Here is a 16,186-nt window from a genome sequence, read left to right as displayed (position 1 = left end):
AAGAGCCTGACCGCCGCCCGGCAAAACACATACCCGTGAAGAACGAGGCCAGGCCAACGCGTCAGTACCCTGCGGGCATTGCTACTTCTTACACGATAGGCACGGGCACTATGCCTGTTTACCCCGCTGTCCAAAGAACGGGCGCTTCTCGGCGTCGACATTAATAGCTGGCGCGCCTCCGGCAGTTCCTGCCCATGCCCATGAACCTCGAGCCGGCACCCGACTTTATACAAATGCTGAATCGCCCCAGGTTTCCTAGACACTCTCCAGGCTCGCTGCGTAACGCTTTTCAAACTCTACCGGTGACAGCTGATTGTTGAAACTGTGGCGTCGTTTTGGGTTGTAAAACATCTCGATGTAATCGAACACATCATCCCGAGCATCCTGGCGTGTAGTGTAGATTTTACGCTTGATCCGCTCCCGCTTTAGCAGCTGGAAAAAGCTCTCCGCCACAGCGTTGTCGTGGCAGTTACCTCGACGACTCATGCTGGCTACCAGGTTGTTAGCTTTCAAGAAGCTTCGCCAGTCTGAGCTGCTGTACTGACTGCCTTGATCCGAGTGGATCATCACCTCTTGCTTCGGCTTACGTCTCCAAACCGCCATCAGCAGTGCATCAATGGCTACGTCGCTGGTCATCTGCGACTTCATTGACCAACCAATGATCTGGCGTGAAAACAGATCGAGCACCACGGCCAAATACAGCCAGCCTTCATATGTTCGGATGTAGGTAATGTCTGTGACCCAGACTTTGTTGGGTTCTCTGACATCGAATTGGCGCTTCAGTAAGTTCGGTGAGGCAACGGCTGGTTTACCGCCATATTTTCCCGGCCTCCGTCGATACCCAGTCTGAGAACGTAAACCTTCAAGGCGCATCAACCTAGCTACCCGGTGACGGCCACAGCTCTCACCAACCTCTCGCAGGTCATCATGGATCTTGCGATAGCCATAAACACCACCGCTTTCCAACCAGGAGTGTTTGATCAGTCCAAGCAGTCGCTGATCGTCCTTGGCTCGCGCAGATTTTGGTTCTGATAGCCACGCGTAGTAGCCGCTGGGATGAACCTTGAGCGTCAGGCAAAGCCGTCGAATCGCGTAATGACCCGCTTGCTGCTTAATAAAGGCGTACTTCAGCCGCACTCCTTGGCAAAGTACGCGGCGGCCTTTTTTAAGATGTCTCGCTCCTCCGTCACCCGTTTCAGCTCGGCCCGTAGACGACGAACCTCAGCGCTCTGATCATCCTCCTCAACGCGCTGTTCCTGGGGCTTGGTGTAGCGCTTAACCCAGGCATAGAGGCTGTGCACGGACACACCCAATCGTGCAGCCACCTCCGAGACAGGAAGCTTCTTTTCGGTCACTTGTTTGACCGCCTGGATTTTGAATTCTTCGGGATATCGCTGGTTGCTCATGGCACCTCCTAATGGGCCTCATTTTAAGGCTTGGAGGTGTCTACGAAACTAGGGGCGATTCATCTTGCGTTTATTCCTTAGCACTCCATCGCGCCCCCATAGGTGTCAGCGCAATGCCTGAGTACTGACGAATGACCGCAACTCTGCCGAGGATCGACAATGCATAGCGCCGCGCAATTCTTGAGGGGTTGCGCGAACGCACACGGCAGGCCACTGCCGAGCTCTATCAAAAGCTACCCCCCCACCCGCCTTGGCACCTCGCTTTATCGTCAAGCCAAGCGGGGGAAACAACTTCGCATTTGGGCATTACGCATCGAAACAATAATGACCGTCATCATATTTTATGGTGTTCACAGATAAGTCGAATTAACAGATCCGTAAAACATAACTTTCGCCGCACCCAATCCTAACTACAACATATCGAATATGCATCGATACACAATTCATGCAGCGACCTCCCAAACGTAGGAACCGCAATATAAGGACACACGAACAACAAATTCAAAAAAAAGCATCAATCCTTACAAGACCCAAAAAACAAAGTAACCCCCTTTCTTATAGGAATCCATTATGGAAATTGCTGCACTTCATATTGTTGCTAATGAACCACCCGTTGGTATGGATGGAATGGCAGGCGGCACAAGCATGAGTATGAAAGGAAGAGGAAATATAGGAACCACAAGCAACTTTGGTAGCGAATGGAGAGGCATGAGCCAAACCGAACTTAGTCAGATGACAGCAGGGCTGAACCTACATTATCTGCGCGGGCGCATAATTCAGCAACTCCAACTAGTACAAGATCATGTTGAAGCAATTTATGCAAAATCCACTACCCCACTGAATACTCTGGTTAAGCAAGATCTCGCTGCGGCAGGTACCAGCAACACCAAAACCCCACAAAGCCTTGCAGGCAATAAAACGATTATCGAAAATCTCATCAGTTCGCGAAAACAGAACCTCGAAGCCACCATCAGAATCGCTAACACTTTCTCTGGGGGAGACCCCCTGGTACTTTCCAAGTCGCAACGGTCAGATATTGGTATTAAATCTATGGGGCTTGTTATTCGTGAGTTCCCTGTACGCACCAATGAAATACTAAATAGCTACGAATCTTCTTACAGAGCGGCTAAGAACGCCAAAATCATTGCTCAACTTATTGATCAACTTGAAGCTAAATCCACAGCACTATCACTTTTGCTTAATACCTCCACTATTACAGCGACCGGAGCCGCTCAACTGAGTGCAATGGCGGGATCTGTTGCTCTATCACCAGGCTCGACGCTGACACTGGATGCAGTCTTGAAAGCCGCTGTAGCATTATTTGAATCACTGAAGCGCGCTGCGACCTTGGAAACCACTGCAAGTGTAGCGAGTCGATGGATTCCGTTTGCCACATTGTTTTGGCCATCCAACCTTGGTAATAGCGATCTTTACCCACCAGACCGCGCAAAAACTACTCTGACACTCCCCGCAAGCATTCTTGTCAATCATCCGACTAAAAATCTTGCTGCAAAATGGTTAAAGGTCGCATTGGCAAAGGGAACTGTGAAAGTTCCGTATCGAATTTACGGAGATTCTACAAAGTATTCGGTCATTGCTACACAAGCCAGTGGCGGAGTATCGCCAAATGTCCCTGTAAGACTTCTGACGCTCGACAGGGCGCTAAATGCTTACACCTTCACCACGACGAGTACCCCACCACGCATCTTAGTATTCCCTATTGCCTCGCCAAGCAACAGCTCCTCAACAACGCCTATAACCCCCATTGATGTCCCCGTTTACACCGGCTTGACGCTGACTCCAATTGAGGTAAAAGCTCAAGCCTTGCCAGCTGTCGACCAATTGGATCTTCAAGATTGTATTTATTGCTTCCCAGTCGACTCTGGACTGCAGCCTATTTATGCAGTGTTTAGCTCCCCCTATGATGGTGCAACCACCAAAGGCCAGCACAGCGGACGCATGTACAACCCTGACAAAGCTGGTGGCCCAACCCAAAATCTCGACTGGAAGAAAGCTTCGGTCACAAAAACCGGCATAAATCTGGTAAAACTGCATACGGGGCGATTCGCCCCCTCAGATGCTAATAAAATCATGATTGAGCGTCTCGGAAAAATCCTAAAAGGCGAAATTGCTATCACTGACGTCGACAAACGCTTTTACACGCACGAACTGAGGGAGCTTGAGCGATACAGGTCTCTTGGGGTTGCCGACGGCATTGAAGGAAACGTATGGAATAACGCTCACTCTGCAACTCTAGAAGACTTCAAACTCAAAGATTCTTCTGATTTATTCTATACACCAGATGCAATAACTGCTGAAAATAAACAAGTATACGGAGAATAAAATGAACGACATTAATGAAGTAGTTATTGCAGAAAGCCCACGAGACGTTATTCTTTTCGCCACTAGAAATGAAAAAATTATCTCATACCCTGCTCTGGATAGACTTTACAGCAGAAATAACTGGGCAAATATCTCTAACAATGTTGAACTCTTAAAGCTCGTTGAGGCCATGACGCTGGAAGGCTTGATTGAGCATGCAGACGGAGGCTACAGAAAAGGGCCTAACTGGAAAGAGCCAGCATTCATTACCAAGAAAAAACACCCCATCAAGTAAATAGCACGCTCCCAAGAAAACCCAGACACTCTGGGTTTTCTTTAACTTTATAATTCACACCACCAAAAAACCTAGCACACTTTGTGCTTTTATTTTTCACGCAACCCAAAACAACCAAAAACCATTTTAAAAACATATCAAACCAAACTTCCTTTCCCAGTGCACGGCCAAATAATCCGCAACACACGCTACAGAGCTTTAACTTTTACATCCGAGAAACCCTCGAACAAATGACAAGATATTTAGCCAACTCCACCAGGCACTGCCGCCTGTGGGCGATATGGAGCCATCTCTATGCTTACAAAAAATATTGGCGAACGTATCGACGCCCGATGCACCCGTTGCGGCGGGCGGTACTTTCAGATTAACGAAGAATTCATCAACTTAGTCAGCTACGAGGTGCTTGCCGGCAAGATCAGCACCGTCAGCTCTACGGATAAACTTAAAGCAACAGGGCGCCTACTCGGCCGCTGTCGTCAGTGCGGCCACGACTGGGCTTTCCGAAAGAATCCACTCACTTCATAAACTCCCCCCAGAGAATGGAATCAACATGGCAAAGATCATTGCCCAGATCACTGCCCGCCTCCCACGCTTAATGGAGGCCAGTGAATTCAGAAAGCTGCGCTACGCAGGCGGCAAGCCTAGCCTGCAACAACTCAAAAAATGGATAGAGGAAGGCGAAGTGTTGGGAGAGGTAAAAGGCGGGATGTATTTCGTAGACCTGCAGGCCGCAATTATGGGGTCGAGCGATCCGCTGCTCGCTCAAATGCTGGAGCTTGGGTAATGGCTTCTCGGCCTCGCACAATCAAAAACCGCAAACTTCCCCCCAACCTCTACCCCAACGGCAAATACTGGCGGTACCGCAACCCCATCACCGGCCTGATGACCAGCATCAACCGCCCGCTGGAGGACGCCATCAAGCTGGCCAGGGCAGCCAATGCAAAGCTGGCCCCTGTGATGGCCGGTGACGGTGAGTTGCTCATGATCCTGACAGGAGATCGCCTGCCCACGATGCGCAACCTGGTCGAGCGCTTTGAGGCCGAATGGCTGAAAGACCGCGGCTATGCCGCCCGTACTCTGGTTGAAATCCAGTTCAAGCTTGAGCGCTACCGGCAGGACTTGGGGGATCAGTTGGTCGGCCAGCTCGATGTACTTAGCATCGCGGAGTACCTGGACGGTTTCAGCAACAACGCTTACACCAAGCACCGCGGTTTGTTGATCCAGGTTTTTGCCTTCGCGGTGGCCAAAGGCTTGGCTGAGCGCAACGTGGCCGAGCTGACACTGATCAAAAAGGAAGCCGAGAAGAAGCGTCAGCGACACACGCTGGTGAGCCTGATGACGATTGTGGACGCGGACACCACGCCGATCTGGCTGAAACGCGCCATACGCCTGGCACTGGCCAGTCTGCAGCGGCGTGACGATATCGTTTCGTGGCTCAAGTCTTCGGTGGACCTTGAAAACAACACGATTAAGGTGTCGCCCGGCAAAACCCAGGGCTATGACAACCCTGTTCACTTGCAGATCAAGATGGGCAAGGCTCTACGAGAGGTTGTGAGCGAGTGCATGCGCTCTCCTGTGGCTTCGCCCTACCTAATCCATTACAGGCCCAAGGCAAGAAGGCGTGAGCAGATAGCCGCCAAGGATCACTGGACCTCTGTCACTCCCAACTATCTGAGCAACGAGTTCAGCAAGGCCAGGGACGCGGCGCATGCGTATGACCATATTCCGACTACCGAACGACCCACCTTTCACGAGATCCGCGCTTTGGGTGCCTGGTTGTACGAGCAGCAGAGTTTCCCGCAGGAATACATCCAGGCGCTGATGGGTCATGCGGACGCGAAGATGACCAAACACTATCAGGACGGGCACACAGAGAAAGGTATCGAGTACCTGGAGGTGGGAGCTGATTTGGCGTTCTGAGGTGGCGGTTTTGCAAAAGTTTTGCAAAAGTTTTGCAAATCGCAGACAACAAAAAAGGGCCCACCTTTCGGTGAGCCCTTCTAGACCGCCCAGCAGAGCGGATTTTGTTTGGTAGGCGCGATTGGACTCGAACCAACGACCCCCACCATGTCAAGGTGGTGCTCTAACCAACTGAGCTACGTGCCTGCTGTGGGGTCGCATTCTATAGATTTGCGGAGGGGTGTCAACACCTTTTTTGCAGCTAACTCTATGAATAGTCGAATTATTTATAGGAGACGTAAAAAACCGCTTCCGCAGGTGGCTAGCCGCTGGATTTCAACTCAGGTAGCATCGCCCTTACTCGTCAAATATATTAAACAGAGGCTGCAGAATGTCGAACACCCCCTACCCCCAGTCTTACTATGCAGCTTCTGCCAATCCGGTTCCCGAACGCCCCGCCCTGCAGGAGGAGATCGAGACTGACGTCTGTGTCATCGGCGCTGGCTATACCGGGCTGTCGAGCGCGCTGTTTTTGCTGGAGAACGGGTTCAGGGTCACGGTTCTGGAAGCCGCAAAGGTCGGTTTCGGCGCGTCTGGTCGCAACGGCGGGCAGATTGTTAATAGTTACAGCCGTGACATTGATGTCATCGAGCGGACGGTGGGGGCCAAGCAGGCGCAGCTGTTGGGGCAAATGGCGTTTGAGGGCAGCAAGATCATCCGCGAGCGGGTGGCCAAATATCAAATTCAGTGCGACTTGAAAGACGGCGGCGTGTTTGCCGCCATCACTGCCAAGCAGATGGGTCATCTGGAAGCCCAGAAGAAGCTCTGGGAGCGTTATGGCAATACGCAACTGGAGCTGCTGGATCAGCGCCGGATTCGTGAAGTGGTCGCCTGTGACCAGTATCAGGGCGGGCTGCTGGACATGAGTGGCGGCCATATTCATCCACTCAACCTGGCTCTCGGCGAAGCCGCAGCCGTTGAGTCACTGGGCGGTACGATTTACCAGCAATCACCGGCCATCCGCATTGAGCGCGGCGCCAACCCGGTGGTGCATACGCCTCAAGGCAAGGTCCGCGCCAAATTCATCATCGTTGCCGGTAACGCATATCTGGGTAATTTGGTGCCCGAGCTGGCAGCCAAATCGATGCCATGCGGCACTCAGGTGATCACTACCGAGCCCTTGAGTGATGAGCTGGCCAAGACCCTTCTGCCACAAGACTATTGCGTCGAAGACTGTAACTACTTGCTCGACTACTACAGATTGTCGGGGGACAAGCGCCTGATTTTCGGCGGCGGAGTGGTGTATGGCGCGCGAGACCCGGCCAATATCGAGGCGATTATTCGCCCGAAGATGCTGAAAGCCTTTCCGCAACTCAAGGATGTGAAGATCGACTACGCGTGGACCGGCAATTTCCTGCTGACTCTTTCGCGTCTACCCCAGGTGGGCCGGATCGGTGACAACATCTATTACTCGCAGGGTTGCAGCGGTCACGGGGTGACATATACCCATCTGGCCGGCAAGGTGCTGGCCGAAGCCTTGCGCGGCCAGGCCGAGCGCTTCGATGCCTTCGCCGATCTTCCGCACTACCCTTTCCCCGGCGGCCAGCTGTTGCGTACACCGCTGACCGCTTTGGGGGCGTGGTACTACAGCCTGCGTGACAAGTACGGCTTTTAATTTACCTTGTGCAACCCGGGGAGCTGGCTGGCCGGCGATGCAGACGCTGATGGCCCCCGTGAGGCCATCGCGGGCCAGCCCGCCTCCCAGACGATGGTTGTGACCGTTATTTCCCCGAGTTCTCCAGGGCTTTGACGGCCCGGGCTCCAGCCTGCTCCTGACCCGAGCGGGACAGGTCGTTGGCCGCTTTCAACCAGCGCGCCTTGTCGACATTGGCCGGCAGTTGCTCGGGCGACAGAATCAGCACCGCCCAGCCTCCGGCATCTTTCCAGGCCGACTCAAACTTGTTGAAGTCCATGAGCCGTCGCCGCTCCATACCGGCACGCAACAGCACGGTGTGCTTGGTGCGGTTATAACCCACCAACATTGCGTAGCGCGGTTCAGACCAGACTGTACCGTCGCTGAAGCGCAGCATCACCGGATAACCCGCAGCCACCTGGGCCAATAGCGCCGAAAGGGAGGTGTCCAATGGATACACCAGTAACCCGTACCCCGCCGCCAGTTGCTGCATGTTGTCTTGCAGGGATGCTTCGGCATCCGGTAGCTTCAATGGTTTGAGCAGCAGGCCCGGGGTAATTCTGATGCGCTGCTCGCCAAACATGCTGGCCAGCACCTGCGGACCACTTTGATTGGCATTGCCGCGAAAAAATGGCACGCCATTGAGTTCGACCCGTTCCGGCAGGCGACGAAGCTCAGGCGGCTCGACACTGGCACACCCCACCACCGCCAGCGCAAGTACCGCCAGCAACCACAGCCGCACCGATCTTGATCCCGTCACTGCCTGCATATTCCCTCGCTTTGAATGAGCACCGGCCCCGAGGCCCGGCATGGCCGTCGATCATAGGATGCCATCAAGCGCAGGTATAGCCTTAAGCTCCAGCGAGATCACCGGGATAGAACAAATCAGTTGGTCCAGCACGACCTTTGGTCAATAGACTGCAACACTACCCGCGCTAGACTGTCAGTTGCTTAGTGTGTGTTTGTGCCCATTGTGGGCAAAGGAGGCACTGATGAGCCCGACATTGACCATTATCCTGCTAATCACCGGCTGGCTGGCCGTTGCCGCCGCAATGCTCTGGGGACTGATGCGCATCAGCCGTCATCATCACCCGCAGGTACAGCCCAAGCTGCAAGTCCCGCCTGAAAAACCCGTGACTGGCACTGCAAACGCCCACTAGGGCGGTTGACGTCTGGTTGTGACCGCGACAAAAAAACCTGCCACAAAAAAGGCCGTCCCCCTGCACAGGGTGGACGGCCTTTGAGTTACAGCTGCAGATTACTTCAGCAGAGCAGCCTGGCGTTTTTCCCGAACCCGCCGCGCCACAATGTTGAGGGTTTCCACCGTGGCGGAGAATGCCATCGCGGCATATACATAGCCCTTGGGTACATGAGCACCAAAGCCTTCAGCGATCAGGGTCATGCCGATCATGATCAGGAAGGCCAGCGCCAGCATCACCACGGTCGGGTTCTCATTGATGAACTTGGCCAGAGGCTCCGAAGCCAGCAACATCACCAGCACCGCCACCACTACGGCAATCACCATGATCGGCAAGTGCTCGGTCATGCCCACCGCAGTAATGATGCTGTCGATGGAGAACACCAGGTCCAGCATCAAGATTTGCCCGATAGCAGCCGCAAAGCCCAGCGCCACCTTGGACGAGACGCCGGTGGTTTTATCCTCGACCTCAGGGCTCATGCTGTGGTGGATTTCACTGGTCGCCTTCCACACCAGGAACAGACCACCGGCAATCAGGATCATGTCTTTCCAGGAGAAAGCCTGGCCCAGCACTTCAAACACGGGCGTCGTCAGTTGCACGATGTAAGCGATAGTGCCCAGCAGGCCCAGACGCAGGATCAACGCCATGCCAATCCCGATACGGCGCGCCTTGGTGCGATACGCCTCAGGCAGCTTGTTGGTCAAAATCGAGATAAAGATCAGGTTATCGATGCCCAGCACGATTTCCATCACGATCAACGTGGCCAGCGCGACCCAGGCTGCGGGGCTGGCAGCCAGTTGTAAAAGATATTCCATAGGTGTGTTCTGACTCTGGTTTAAGACAAGTTAAATCGCTTGGGACGACTCTTTGCGTTCTTGCTCAGGCTGTTCTTTTTCCACCTGAGAGCCGGTGGCTTCGCTGAGTGCCTGTTCTGCCGCCTTGTGGGTGTCATCAATCGCCTGCTTGGCCGTTTCAGCGGTTTTGCTCAACATTTGTTGCGCCGCTTTTTCCGCCTGATCACAACCGCCCAGCAGTAGCAGGCCTGCTGCTACCAATGCCAATGCACCTGCTTTCTTCATGTTCATCTCGCTTTCCTCTCTAAAACGGCGGCCCACTGCATGGCTCGCGAATAACGCGGGATTCTAGAGAGATAAATACTTCAGGAAAATTCGTATTTTTAAGGGCTATACTTCGATTTTTACGAAGTATTCAGCATGCTTAACTATCGCCAGCTCCATTACTTCTGGGTGGTCGCCAAAACCGGCAGCATTGTTCGAGCCTGCGAGCAATTGAACCTCACCCCGCAAACCATCAGCGGGCAAATAAGCCTGCTGGAAGACACCTACGGCTTGCCGTTATTTCGCCGGGTCGGTCGCCAGCTGGAACTGACAGAGACCGGGCGTCAGGTCCTGCCTTATGCCGAGCAGATTTTTCAGCTCGGCAACGACCTGCAAAGCATGCTGCGCATGGCCCCCAAGGAGCAGCAGATTCTGTTCCGGGTGGGTGTGGCCGATGTGGTGCCCAAGTCGATTGTTTATCGCCTGATCGCTCCCACCATGGAGCTGGACAAGCCGATCCGCATTACCTGCCGCGAAGACAAGCTCGACCGGCTCCTGGCAGATCTGGCCATTCAACGTCTGGACCTGGTGATTTCCGACAGCCCGATGCCCTCCCACCTCGATATCAAAGGCTTGAGCCAAAAGCTGGGGGAATGCGGCATCAGTTTTTTTGCCACTGCCACCCTGGCCCGCAACTATGGGGAAAACTTCCCCCATTGTCTGAACGGCGCCCCACTGCTGATCCCCGGCCCTGAAACCGTGATCCGCAGCCGCTTGCTGCGCTGGCTGGCAGAACAGAAAATCCAGCCGCGAATCGTCGGTGAGTTCGATGACAGTGCCTTGATGCAAGCGTTTGGCCAGTCCGGCATCGGGGTATTTATCGCCCCCAGCGTGATCGCCCAGGAAGTCATGCGCCAATTCGATGTGGAGCTGATCGGCCAGACCGAGGCGGTCACCGAATCGTTTTACGCCATCACTGTCGAGCGCAAGAGCCGGCACCCTGGCATCGTTGCAATTACCGAGGGCGCTCGACGCGAGTTGTTCACCCCGGCCAGCGATTAAGCGCAGGCCGCGGCCCGTGGTTTTGCAGACATCAGCACCAGCGCGAGCACGATCGACAGCAGGATAAAACCGGCGGCAGCCAGGCCCAGGCTGCCCAGGCCGTAGCTGTCAATCACCCGGCCGCCGACCATCGCCCCCAAACCTATACCCAGGTTGCCCCCGGCAATATTCAACGACGCGGCAAACGCAGGGGCCTGGGGCGCAATCTTCATCAGCCGGACATGGCTGACCAAAAACAGCGCCGACTGGGTAATCCCCCAAATCGCCAGCGCCGCTGCCAGAGCCAGCGAAGAGTGAATACTCGGCACCAACGCCAGCAGCGCGCCGATCATAAAGGCGCTAAACACCATCGATGCGATGAGCGGATGACGATCCACCATGCGCCCGCCCAACGAGTTGCCGATCAAGCCCACCGCGCCAAAGCCCATCAGGCACCAGCCAACCAGGGTGCCATCAAAGCCCGCCAGACGCTCCAGGATGTCGGCCAGATAGGTGTAGGCCGTAAACATGCCGCTGAACACCAGCACCGACAGCACGATATGGCCAATCACCAGCGGGCTGCGCAACATGCCCAGCTGCGAGCGCAGGCTGGCGTTGGCCCTGACCACATGGGTCGCCGGCAAGTACAGCCACAGCAGCAAGGCCTTGGCCAGTGCGACCACCGCGAGGATGGAGAACGCACTGCGCCAGCCCCAGGCATCGGAGATCAGGGTGCCGACCGGGATCCCGAATACGGTTGCGCAGACAATCCCGAAACCGATTTTGGCAATCGCCCGCCCGGCGTACTCCGGCCCTACTATGTCTACCGCAGTTTCGCTGGCCAGGGCCCAAAACACCGGCAAGCCCAAAGCCGGCAATAACCGTGCAAAGCCCATCACCCAAATATTGGGGGCCAGCGCCGCGAGGGTATTGGCGAAGGCGAACATCAACAGGATCGTAATAAACAGCGGCTTGCGCTTGAAACGCGCAAAGTAAGCGGTCAAAAACGGCCCCAGGGCCGCGACCGTAAAGGCGAACAGGGTCACCAGCAAACCGGCCTGGGGCACGCTGACCTCAAGATCGCGGGCAATTGCGGGCAGCAGGCCGACAATGATGAACTCGGTGGTGAGCACGGTAAAACCGGCCGCAGACAGCAGCAGGATGGGCAACAGCATGGAGGGCTCCAGAAACAGCAACGCCAGCGAAAGCCAATACAGGCCCGCCGGTTTAAAGAAAAGTGAGGATGGGCAATAGTAACAGAATGAGTAAACCCAAGAACACGGCGCTCCCCTGCAGAGAAGAGCAGGCGCGGGTGTGGCAGATTGCCTCTGAAGCGCGAAGCGCCTCCGGCACTATGCTAAAGTCCGCCCCCGCCAGGATTCTGCCGGACAGACCACTCGGCACGGGTGATTAACCTCAGCTGCCGACCCTGCTTTACTCAACAGGTTTTAACCCGCCGACCGACATCGATCTGCCTGCCCGCTTGTTGCAGATCGCTCCAACGTTGTTCAGTGCACGGCCCAAAACAACTAGAGATACCCTTATGACTGACGCTCCACCTACCCTGCTGCAAAAGCTCACACGCACCAGCCTGGTCACCCAGATCATGATTGGCCTGATTGCCGGTATTTTGCTGGCCTGGCTTGCGCCTGCTGCTGCACTTTCGGTGGCCTTTATCGGCAAGGTGTTCGTCAGCGCCTTGAAAGCCGTGGCGCCGATCCTGGTGTTTGTGCTGGTCATGGCATCCATTGCCAACCACAAGCACGGGCAAGAAACCCATATTCGCCCGATCCTGGTGCTTTACCTGTTCGGTACCTTTGCCGCCGCCGTCGTGGCCGTCATCGCCAGCATGCTGTTCCCCTCTAACCTGGTACTGGCGACGGAAAATGTCGCCATTGCTGCCCCGGGCGGGATCAGCGAAGTCATGCAAAGCCTGTTGCTGAGCGTGGTCGACAACCCGGTCAGCGCGCTGATGAACGCCAATTTCATCGGCATTCTGGCCTGGGCCATCGGCATGGGCATTGCCATTCGCCATGCCGGTGATACCACCCGCACCGTACTCAGCGACCTGTCCAATGGCGTCACCCTGATCGTGCGCGTGGTCATCCGCTTTGCACCACTGGGGATTTTCGGCCTGGTGGCCTCGACGCTCGCCAGTTCAGGTTTCGGCGCCCTGCTGGGTTACCTGCACCTGCTGGCCGTGCTGATTGGCTGCATGCTGTTCGTGGCTCTGGTGATGAACCCGTTGATCGTGTTCTGGAAACTGCGCCGCAACCCGTACCCGCTGGTGTTCCTGTGCTTGCGCGAAAGCGGGATTACCGCGTTCTTCACCCGTAGTTCGGCGGCCAACATTCCCGTGAACATGGCACTGAGCGAGCGTCTGGGTCTGCATGAAGACACCTACTCGGTATCGATCCCGCTGGGCGCGACCATCAACATGGCAGGTGCCGCGATCACCATCACGGTCTTGAGCCTGGCCGCAGTTCACACCCTGGGCATTGCAGTCGACATTCCGACCGCGATTTTGCTGAGCGTGGTGGCAGCCATTTGTGCCTGTGGCGCATCGGGTGTGGCGGGAGGTTCGCTGTTGCTGATCCCTCTGGCATGCAGCCTGTTCGGCATCCCGAGCGAGATTGCCATGCAAGTGGTGGCCGTGGGCTTCATTATCGGCATCCTGCAGGACTCCGCCGAAACCGCGCTGAACTCGTCCACCGACGTACTCTTTACTGCGGCGGCCTGCATGGCCGAGGAAAAACCGGCGTCCTGATGACGCCGGCGATGTAAGCGCTGACGAGGTATCGCGGTTCGGGGGTTGCCCGATCGCAGCCTCGCTCCTCGTCAGCGATTACTGTATTGCGATCAGAACGCCCCCATGTAGTCGCGCTTGCCGACTTCAACGCCATTGTGGCGCAGGATCGCGTAAGCAGTGGTCACGTGGAAGAAGAACTGCGGCAGGCCGTAGGTCAGCAGGTAAGCCTGGCCGGTGAAGCGTTTTTCTTTCGGCGTGCCCTGACGGGTGATGATTTCGATGCCTTCCTTGCCGTCGATCTGCTCAGGCTTGATCCCGTCGACAAACGCCAGAACCTTGCTGATCAGCGCTTGCAGGTCAGCAAAGGTCACTTCGCTGTCGTCGTACTTCGGCAGTTCGATTTCAGCCAGACGGGCCGAAACACCCTTGGCGAAATCAACCGCGATTTGCACCTGACGCACCAGCGGGAACATGTCCGGCGCCAGACGCGCTTGCAGGAAAACACTTGGATCGATGTTCTTGGCCGTGGCGTGCGCCTCAGCCTTGGTCAGCACACCGCTGAGGGCGTTGAGCATTTGTTTGAACACGGGAATGGAAGCAGCGTACAGAGAGATAGTCATGAAAGTCTCGACAGTCTGTGGGCGGGAACGGGATGTGGGGCGATTATAGACACGCCTGTAGTCTTCGGGTGTATCAAGATCAACCATCACCCATTCACTGCACGTCTCTAGCGCAATGACTTGCTCGCGATACTGGCGTAAAAGCGGGCGGGCACCTTCATCACCACCACAGTCTCTTAGCTGCGGCAGACACTCGCTGGCCCACAGGACCGGGTTGCCGCGCTTGCCCTGGTAACTGGCCTGGCACCCCATGACCCCGGGATTCCCGTGCAGGGCATCGACCAATTGATCAATGACCCCGGCCGTGACGCCGGGCATGTCTGCCAGGCAAAAAATCACCGCCTGCCGGTCACTGACCACACTGGCACCGGCGCGCACCGAAGAGCCGATGCCTTCCCGGTAATCCTTATTAAGCACAAATTCGACCGGCAGACCGGACAAGGCCTGACGAACATTCCCGGCTTCATGCCCGATGACCACCAGCACTTTCCCACAGCGCGATGCCAGCGCGGCCTGCACCACATGCCTGACCATCGCCTGGCCGGCAACCGGCAGCAGTAACTTGTTGCTGGCCCCCATGCGCCGACTCAGCCCCGCTGCCAGTACCACCGCCACGACCCCGGCCGGCTCACTGGCGACGAGCATCTCTTGCCTCCGGTGAGCGCACCGACAGCGCTGCGTGTTGTGCATCTGCCGGGTCATGGATCCTGGCCTTGCGCAGCCTCAACATCCCGCCTTCGCGCTGATTAAGGCAGGCCGTGATTTCACTGACGATGGCCAGGGCGACGCTTTGCGGGGTATCGCCGCCCAGATCCAGCCCCATGGGATAGTGCAGCTCAGCACGGGCTGCAGTTGCACCGCCGCCCATTTCGTCAAGCAGGCGCTCGGTGCGCTCTTTGGGCCCCAGTTGCCCGATATAGGCCGGGGCGCAGGCCAGAACACTCTGGAGCCAAAAACGGTCCTGACGGTAACTGTGGGTCATGATCACCACCGCCGCCCCATCAACCAGGGTGCGCAACGCGAACGGCTGGTCAATCGACGCCACCAGCACCTCCCTGGCCCCCGCAAAGCGTTCGGCCCGGGCAAAATTCGCCCGCCCGTCCACCACATGCACCTGCCAGTTCAGTTGCACGGCAAACCGCACCAGAGGCTGGGCGTCGTTACCTGCGCCGAACACCACCAGCCGCCGCTGCGCAGGGATGTATTCCAGCAGCACTTCAACGGCCTGCGCCCCGCTTGCATAAATCATCCGCGACGATTTCTTGCGCTCGAGGGTGGCGAGTAAATCGGCCTGGACCCGGCTTTCAAGCACGTCACAGCAAAACCCCTGACTGCTTCGCGACAACGCCGTCAGCCCCTGCCGCGCCCCCATTCTCGCCCCGCTGCCGGCCCCTGCCGCCAGTACGGTTGCCAGCGCGGCCGGCTCACCGGTGGCTCGCACGCCTTGCAGGACATCGGTCAGCAGCGACGGGGCGCCTGCTTCAAGCCGCTCCAGCAGCACATGCACCGTGCCGTTGCAGCCAAGACCAAAGGTCAGCGCGGCCCCCTCTTCATCGCTGTCATCCTCGTCGTGGGCCGCGGTGCTGTAGCGACGAATCACCGGCAGCCCGGACTCGGTCAGCCACCAGGCCTTGCGCACCAGCTCCTGCTCCAGGCAGCCGCCACTGACCGTACCCACCGCCTGCCCGTCCCGCGGTATCAGCATCCTGGCGCCCGGGCGCCGATAAGCCGAGCCTTCAACCTTGACCACGGTGGCCAGTACCACGGCGACATTGTTACTGTCGGCCTGGTCCAGAGCATCGAGCAAACCATACAAGTCAGACATGAGCGCCGCTCCCAACCTTATCCAGTTAATTGCCGTACCATCGACTGCAGTTTTTCGTCAGTTTTTTCTTCAGCCGCCG

15 protein-coding genes, 1 tRNA gene and 1 pseudogene are annotated in these 16,186 nt (G+C 56.4%); 8 read left to right on the top strand and 9 right to left on the bottom strand.

The features are described from left to right. Positions 1–255: 255 nt before the first annotated feature. Positions 256–1,406, bottom strand: a protein-coding gene (locus tag JQ848_RS08570) for an IS3 family transposase (protein WP_088500423.1) whose coding sequence is annotated in 2 segments (ribosomal slippage) — positions 256–1,172 and positions 1,172–1,406 — 1,152 coding nt in all. Because the reading frame shifts where the segments join, the coding sequence is not laid out codon by codon here. 570 nt (positions 1,407–1,976) lie between these two features. Here JQ848_RS08570 and JQ848_RS08565 point away from each other — a divergent pair. The 4 genes from JQ848_RS08565 to JQ848_RS08550 all read left to right on the top strand — a co-directional run bounded on the left by JQ848_RS08565 (position 1,977) and on the right by JQ848_RS08550 (position 5,943). Continuing rightward, the gene (locus JQ848_RS08565; RefSeq protein ID WP_003447363.1) at positions 1,977–3,749 is read left to right on the top strand and encodes an S-type pyocin domain-containing protein; all 1,773 of its coding nucleotides are present in this window, start codon (positions 1,977–1,979) and stop codon (positions 3,747–3,749) included. 1 nt (position 3,750) lies between these two features. Further along, positions 3,751–4,023 (top strand): hypothetical protein, encoded by a 273-nt coding sequence (locus tag JQ848_RS08560; protein ID WP_003447362.1) that lies wholly within the window; start codon positions 3,751–3,753, stop codon positions 4,021–4,023. 550 nt (positions 4,024–4,573) lie between these two features. Then, positions 4,574–4,807, top strand: a complete 234-nt coding sequence (locus tag JQ848_RS08555; RefSeq protein ID WP_003447360.1) for a hypothetical protein — start codon at positions 4,574–4,576, stop codon at positions 4,805–4,807. Then, on the top strand, positions 4,807–5,943 hold the full coding sequence (locus JQ848_RS08550; RefSeq protein WP_003447357.1) for a tyrosine-type recombinase/integrase: 1,137 nt from the start codon (positions 4,807–4,809) through the stop codon (positions 5,941–5,943). Before JQ848_RS08555 ends, JQ848_RS08550 begins: the two co-directional genes overlap by 1 nt. Positions 5,944–6,052: 109 nt before the next feature. On the opposite strand, the gene JQ848_RS08545 is transcribed toward JQ848_RS08550, so the two are convergent. Next, positions 6,053–6,129, bottom strand: a tRNA-Val gene (locus tag JQ848_RS08545). Positions 6,130–6,313: 184 nt separating this feature from the next. Between JQ848_RS08545 and JQ848_RS08540 the strand changes: the two genes are divergently transcribed. Continuing rightward, the gene (locus JQ848_RS08540) at positions 6,314–7,597 is read left to right on the top strand and encodes an NAD(P)/FAD-dependent oxidoreductase (RefSeq protein WP_010656135.1); all 1,284 of its coding nucleotides are present in this window, start codon (positions 6,314–6,316) and stop codon (positions 7,595–7,597) included. A 106-nt stretch (positions 7,598–7,703) separates the two neighbouring features. On the opposite strand, the gene JQ848_RS08535 is transcribed toward JQ848_RS08540, so the two are convergent. Beyond that, the gene (locus JQ848_RS08535; protein ID WP_202210477.1) at positions 7,704–8,384 is read right to left on the bottom strand and encodes a peptidase C39 family protein; all 681 of its coding nucleotides are present in this window, start codon (positions 8,382–8,384) and stop codon (positions 7,704–7,706) included. A gap of 223 nt (positions 8,385–8,607) precedes the next feature. Between JQ848_RS08535 and JQ848_RS08530 the strand changes: the two genes are divergently transcribed. Continuing rightward, positions 8,608–8,775, top strand: coding sequence for a hypothetical protein (locus JQ848_RS08530; RefSeq protein ID WP_003447354.1), 168 nt, complete (start codon positions 8,608–8,610; stop codon positions 8,773–8,775). A 98-nt stretch (positions 8,776–8,873) separates the two neighbouring features. On the opposite strand, the gene JQ848_RS08525 is transcribed toward JQ848_RS08530, so the two are convergent. Together JQ848_RS08525 and JQ848_RS08520 are read right to left on the bottom strand one after the other, a co-directional pair. Next, positions 8,874–9,629 (bottom strand): TerC family protein, encoded by a 756-nt coding sequence (locus tag JQ848_RS08525; RefSeq protein ID WP_003447353.1) that lies wholly within the window; start codon positions 9,627–9,629, stop codon positions 8,874–8,876. A gap of 30 nt (positions 9,630–9,659) precedes the next feature. Beyond that, entirely contained in the window at positions 9,660–9,899 is a 240-nt protein-coding gene (locus tag JQ848_RS08520; RefSeq protein WP_010656136.1) for a hypothetical protein, read from the bottom strand. A 129-nt stretch (positions 9,900–10,028) separates the two neighbouring features. Here JQ848_RS08520 and nhaR point away from each other — a divergent pair, with 129 nt between their 5' ends. After that, positions 10,029–10,934, top strand: coding sequence for a transcriptional activator NhaR (nhaR, locus tag JQ848_RS08515; protein ID WP_003447340.1), 906 nt, complete (start codon positions 10,029–10,031; stop codon positions 10,932–10,934). Here the strand turns inward: nhaR and JQ848_RS08510 are convergent. Then, the gene (locus tag JQ848_RS08510; protein WP_003447339.1) at positions 10,931–12,088 is read right to left on the bottom strand and encodes an MFS transporter; all 1,158 of its coding nucleotides are present in this window, start codon (positions 12,086–12,088) and stop codon (positions 10,931–10,933) included. The genes nhaR and JQ848_RS08510 overlap by 4 nt on opposite strands. A 368-nt stretch (positions 12,089–12,456) precedes the next feature. Between JQ848_RS08510 and sstT the strand changes: the two genes are divergently transcribed. Further along, the gene (sstT, locus tag JQ848_RS08505; RefSeq protein WP_003447338.1) at positions 12,457–13,680 is read left to right on the top strand and encodes a serine/threonine transporter SstT; all 1,224 of its coding nucleotides are present in this window, start codon (positions 12,457–12,459) and stop codon (positions 13,678–13,680) included. A gap of 92 nt (positions 13,681–13,772) precedes the next feature. Here sstT and JQ848_RS22715 read toward each other — a convergent pair whose 3' ends face one another. From JQ848_RS22715 to JQ848_RS08495, 3 genes and pseudogenes are all read right to left on the bottom strand, one after another. Beyond that, entirely contained in the window at positions 13,773–14,282 is a 510-nt protein-coding gene (locus JQ848_RS22715; RefSeq protein ID WP_235972512.1) for a DUF1993 domain-containing protein, read from the bottom strand. Positions 14,283–14,417: 135 nt separating this feature from the next. Beyond that, positions 14,418–14,927, bottom strand: a pseudogene (locus JQ848_RS22710) (nucleotidyltransferase family protein); the annotation flags it as partial. Then, positions 14,911–16,107 carry an XdhC family protein gene (locus JQ848_RS08495; protein WP_202210475.1) on the bottom strand — a complete coding sequence of 399 codons (1,197 nt, stop codon included), beginning with the start codon at positions 16,105–16,107 and terminating at the stop codon, positions 14,911–14,913. The pseudogene JQ848_RS22710 and the gene JQ848_RS08495, both read right to left, overlap by 17 nt. Positions 16,108–16,186 lie beyond the last annotated feature (79 nt).

The sequence above is a fragment of the Pseudomonas paraversuta genome, assembly GCF_904067025.1.
Lineage (GTDB): Bacteria > Pseudomonadota > Gammaproteobacteria > Pseudomonadales > Pseudomonadaceae > Aquipseudomonas > Aquipseudomonas paraversuta.
Note: the sequence above shows the minus strand (reverse complement) of the source record. Positions and strands in the feature narration are given on the sequence as shown.

Coding starts and splice junctions, on each gene's coding strand:
- JQ848_RS08560 (WP_003447362.1), top strand. CDS start 3,751: ATGAACGACATTAATGAAGTAGTTATTGCAGAAAGCCCACGAGACGTT.
- JQ848_RS08565 (WP_003447363.1), top strand. CDS start 1,977: ATGGAAATTGCTGCACTTCATATTGTTGCTAATGAACCACCCGTTGGT.
- sstT (WP_003447338.1), top strand. CDS start 12,457: ATGACTGACGCTCCACCTACCCTGCTGCAAAAGCTCACACGCACCAGC.
- JQ848_RS08510 (WP_003447339.1), bottom strand. CDS start 12,088: ATGCTGTTGCCCATCCTGCTGCTGTCTGCGGCCGGTTTTACCGTGCTC.
- JQ848_RS08540 (WP_010656135.1), top strand. CDS start 6,314: ATGTCGAACACCCCCTACCCCCAGTCTTACTATGCAGCTTCTGCCAAT.
- JQ848_RS08520 (WP_010656136.1), bottom strand. CDS start 9,899: ATGAACATGAAGAAAGCAGGTGCATTGGCATTGGTAGCAGCAGGCCTG.
- JQ848_RS08555 (WP_003447360.1), top strand. CDS start 4,574: ATGGCAAAGATCATTGCCCAGATCACTGCCCGCCTCCCACGCTTAATG.
- JQ848_RS22715 (WP_235972512.1), bottom strand. CDS start 14,282: ATGACTATCTCTCTGTACGCTGCTTCCATTCCCGTGTTCAAACAAATG.
- JQ848_RS08495 (WP_202210475.1), bottom strand. CDS start 16,107: ATGTCTGACTTGTATGGTTTGCTCGATGCTCTGGACCAGGCCGACAGT.
- JQ848_RS08525 (WP_003447353.1), bottom strand. CDS start 9,629: ATGGAATATCTTTTACAACTGGCTGCCAGCCCCGCAGCCTGGGTCGCG.
- JQ848_RS08550 (WP_003447357.1), top strand. CDS start 4,807: ATGGCTTCTCGGCCTCGCACAATCAAAAACCGCAAACTTCCCCCCAAC.
- nhaR (WP_003447340.1), top strand. CDS start 10,029: ATGCTTAACTATCGCCAGCTCCATTACTTCTGGGTGGTCGCCAAAACC.
- JQ848_RS08530 (WP_003447354.1), top strand. CDS start 8,608: ATGAGCCCGACATTGACCATTATCCTGCTAATCACCGGCTGGCTGGCC.
- JQ848_RS08535 (WP_202210477.1), bottom strand. CDS start 8,384: ATGCAGGCAGTGACGGGATCAAGATCGGTGCGGCTGTGGTTGCTGGCG.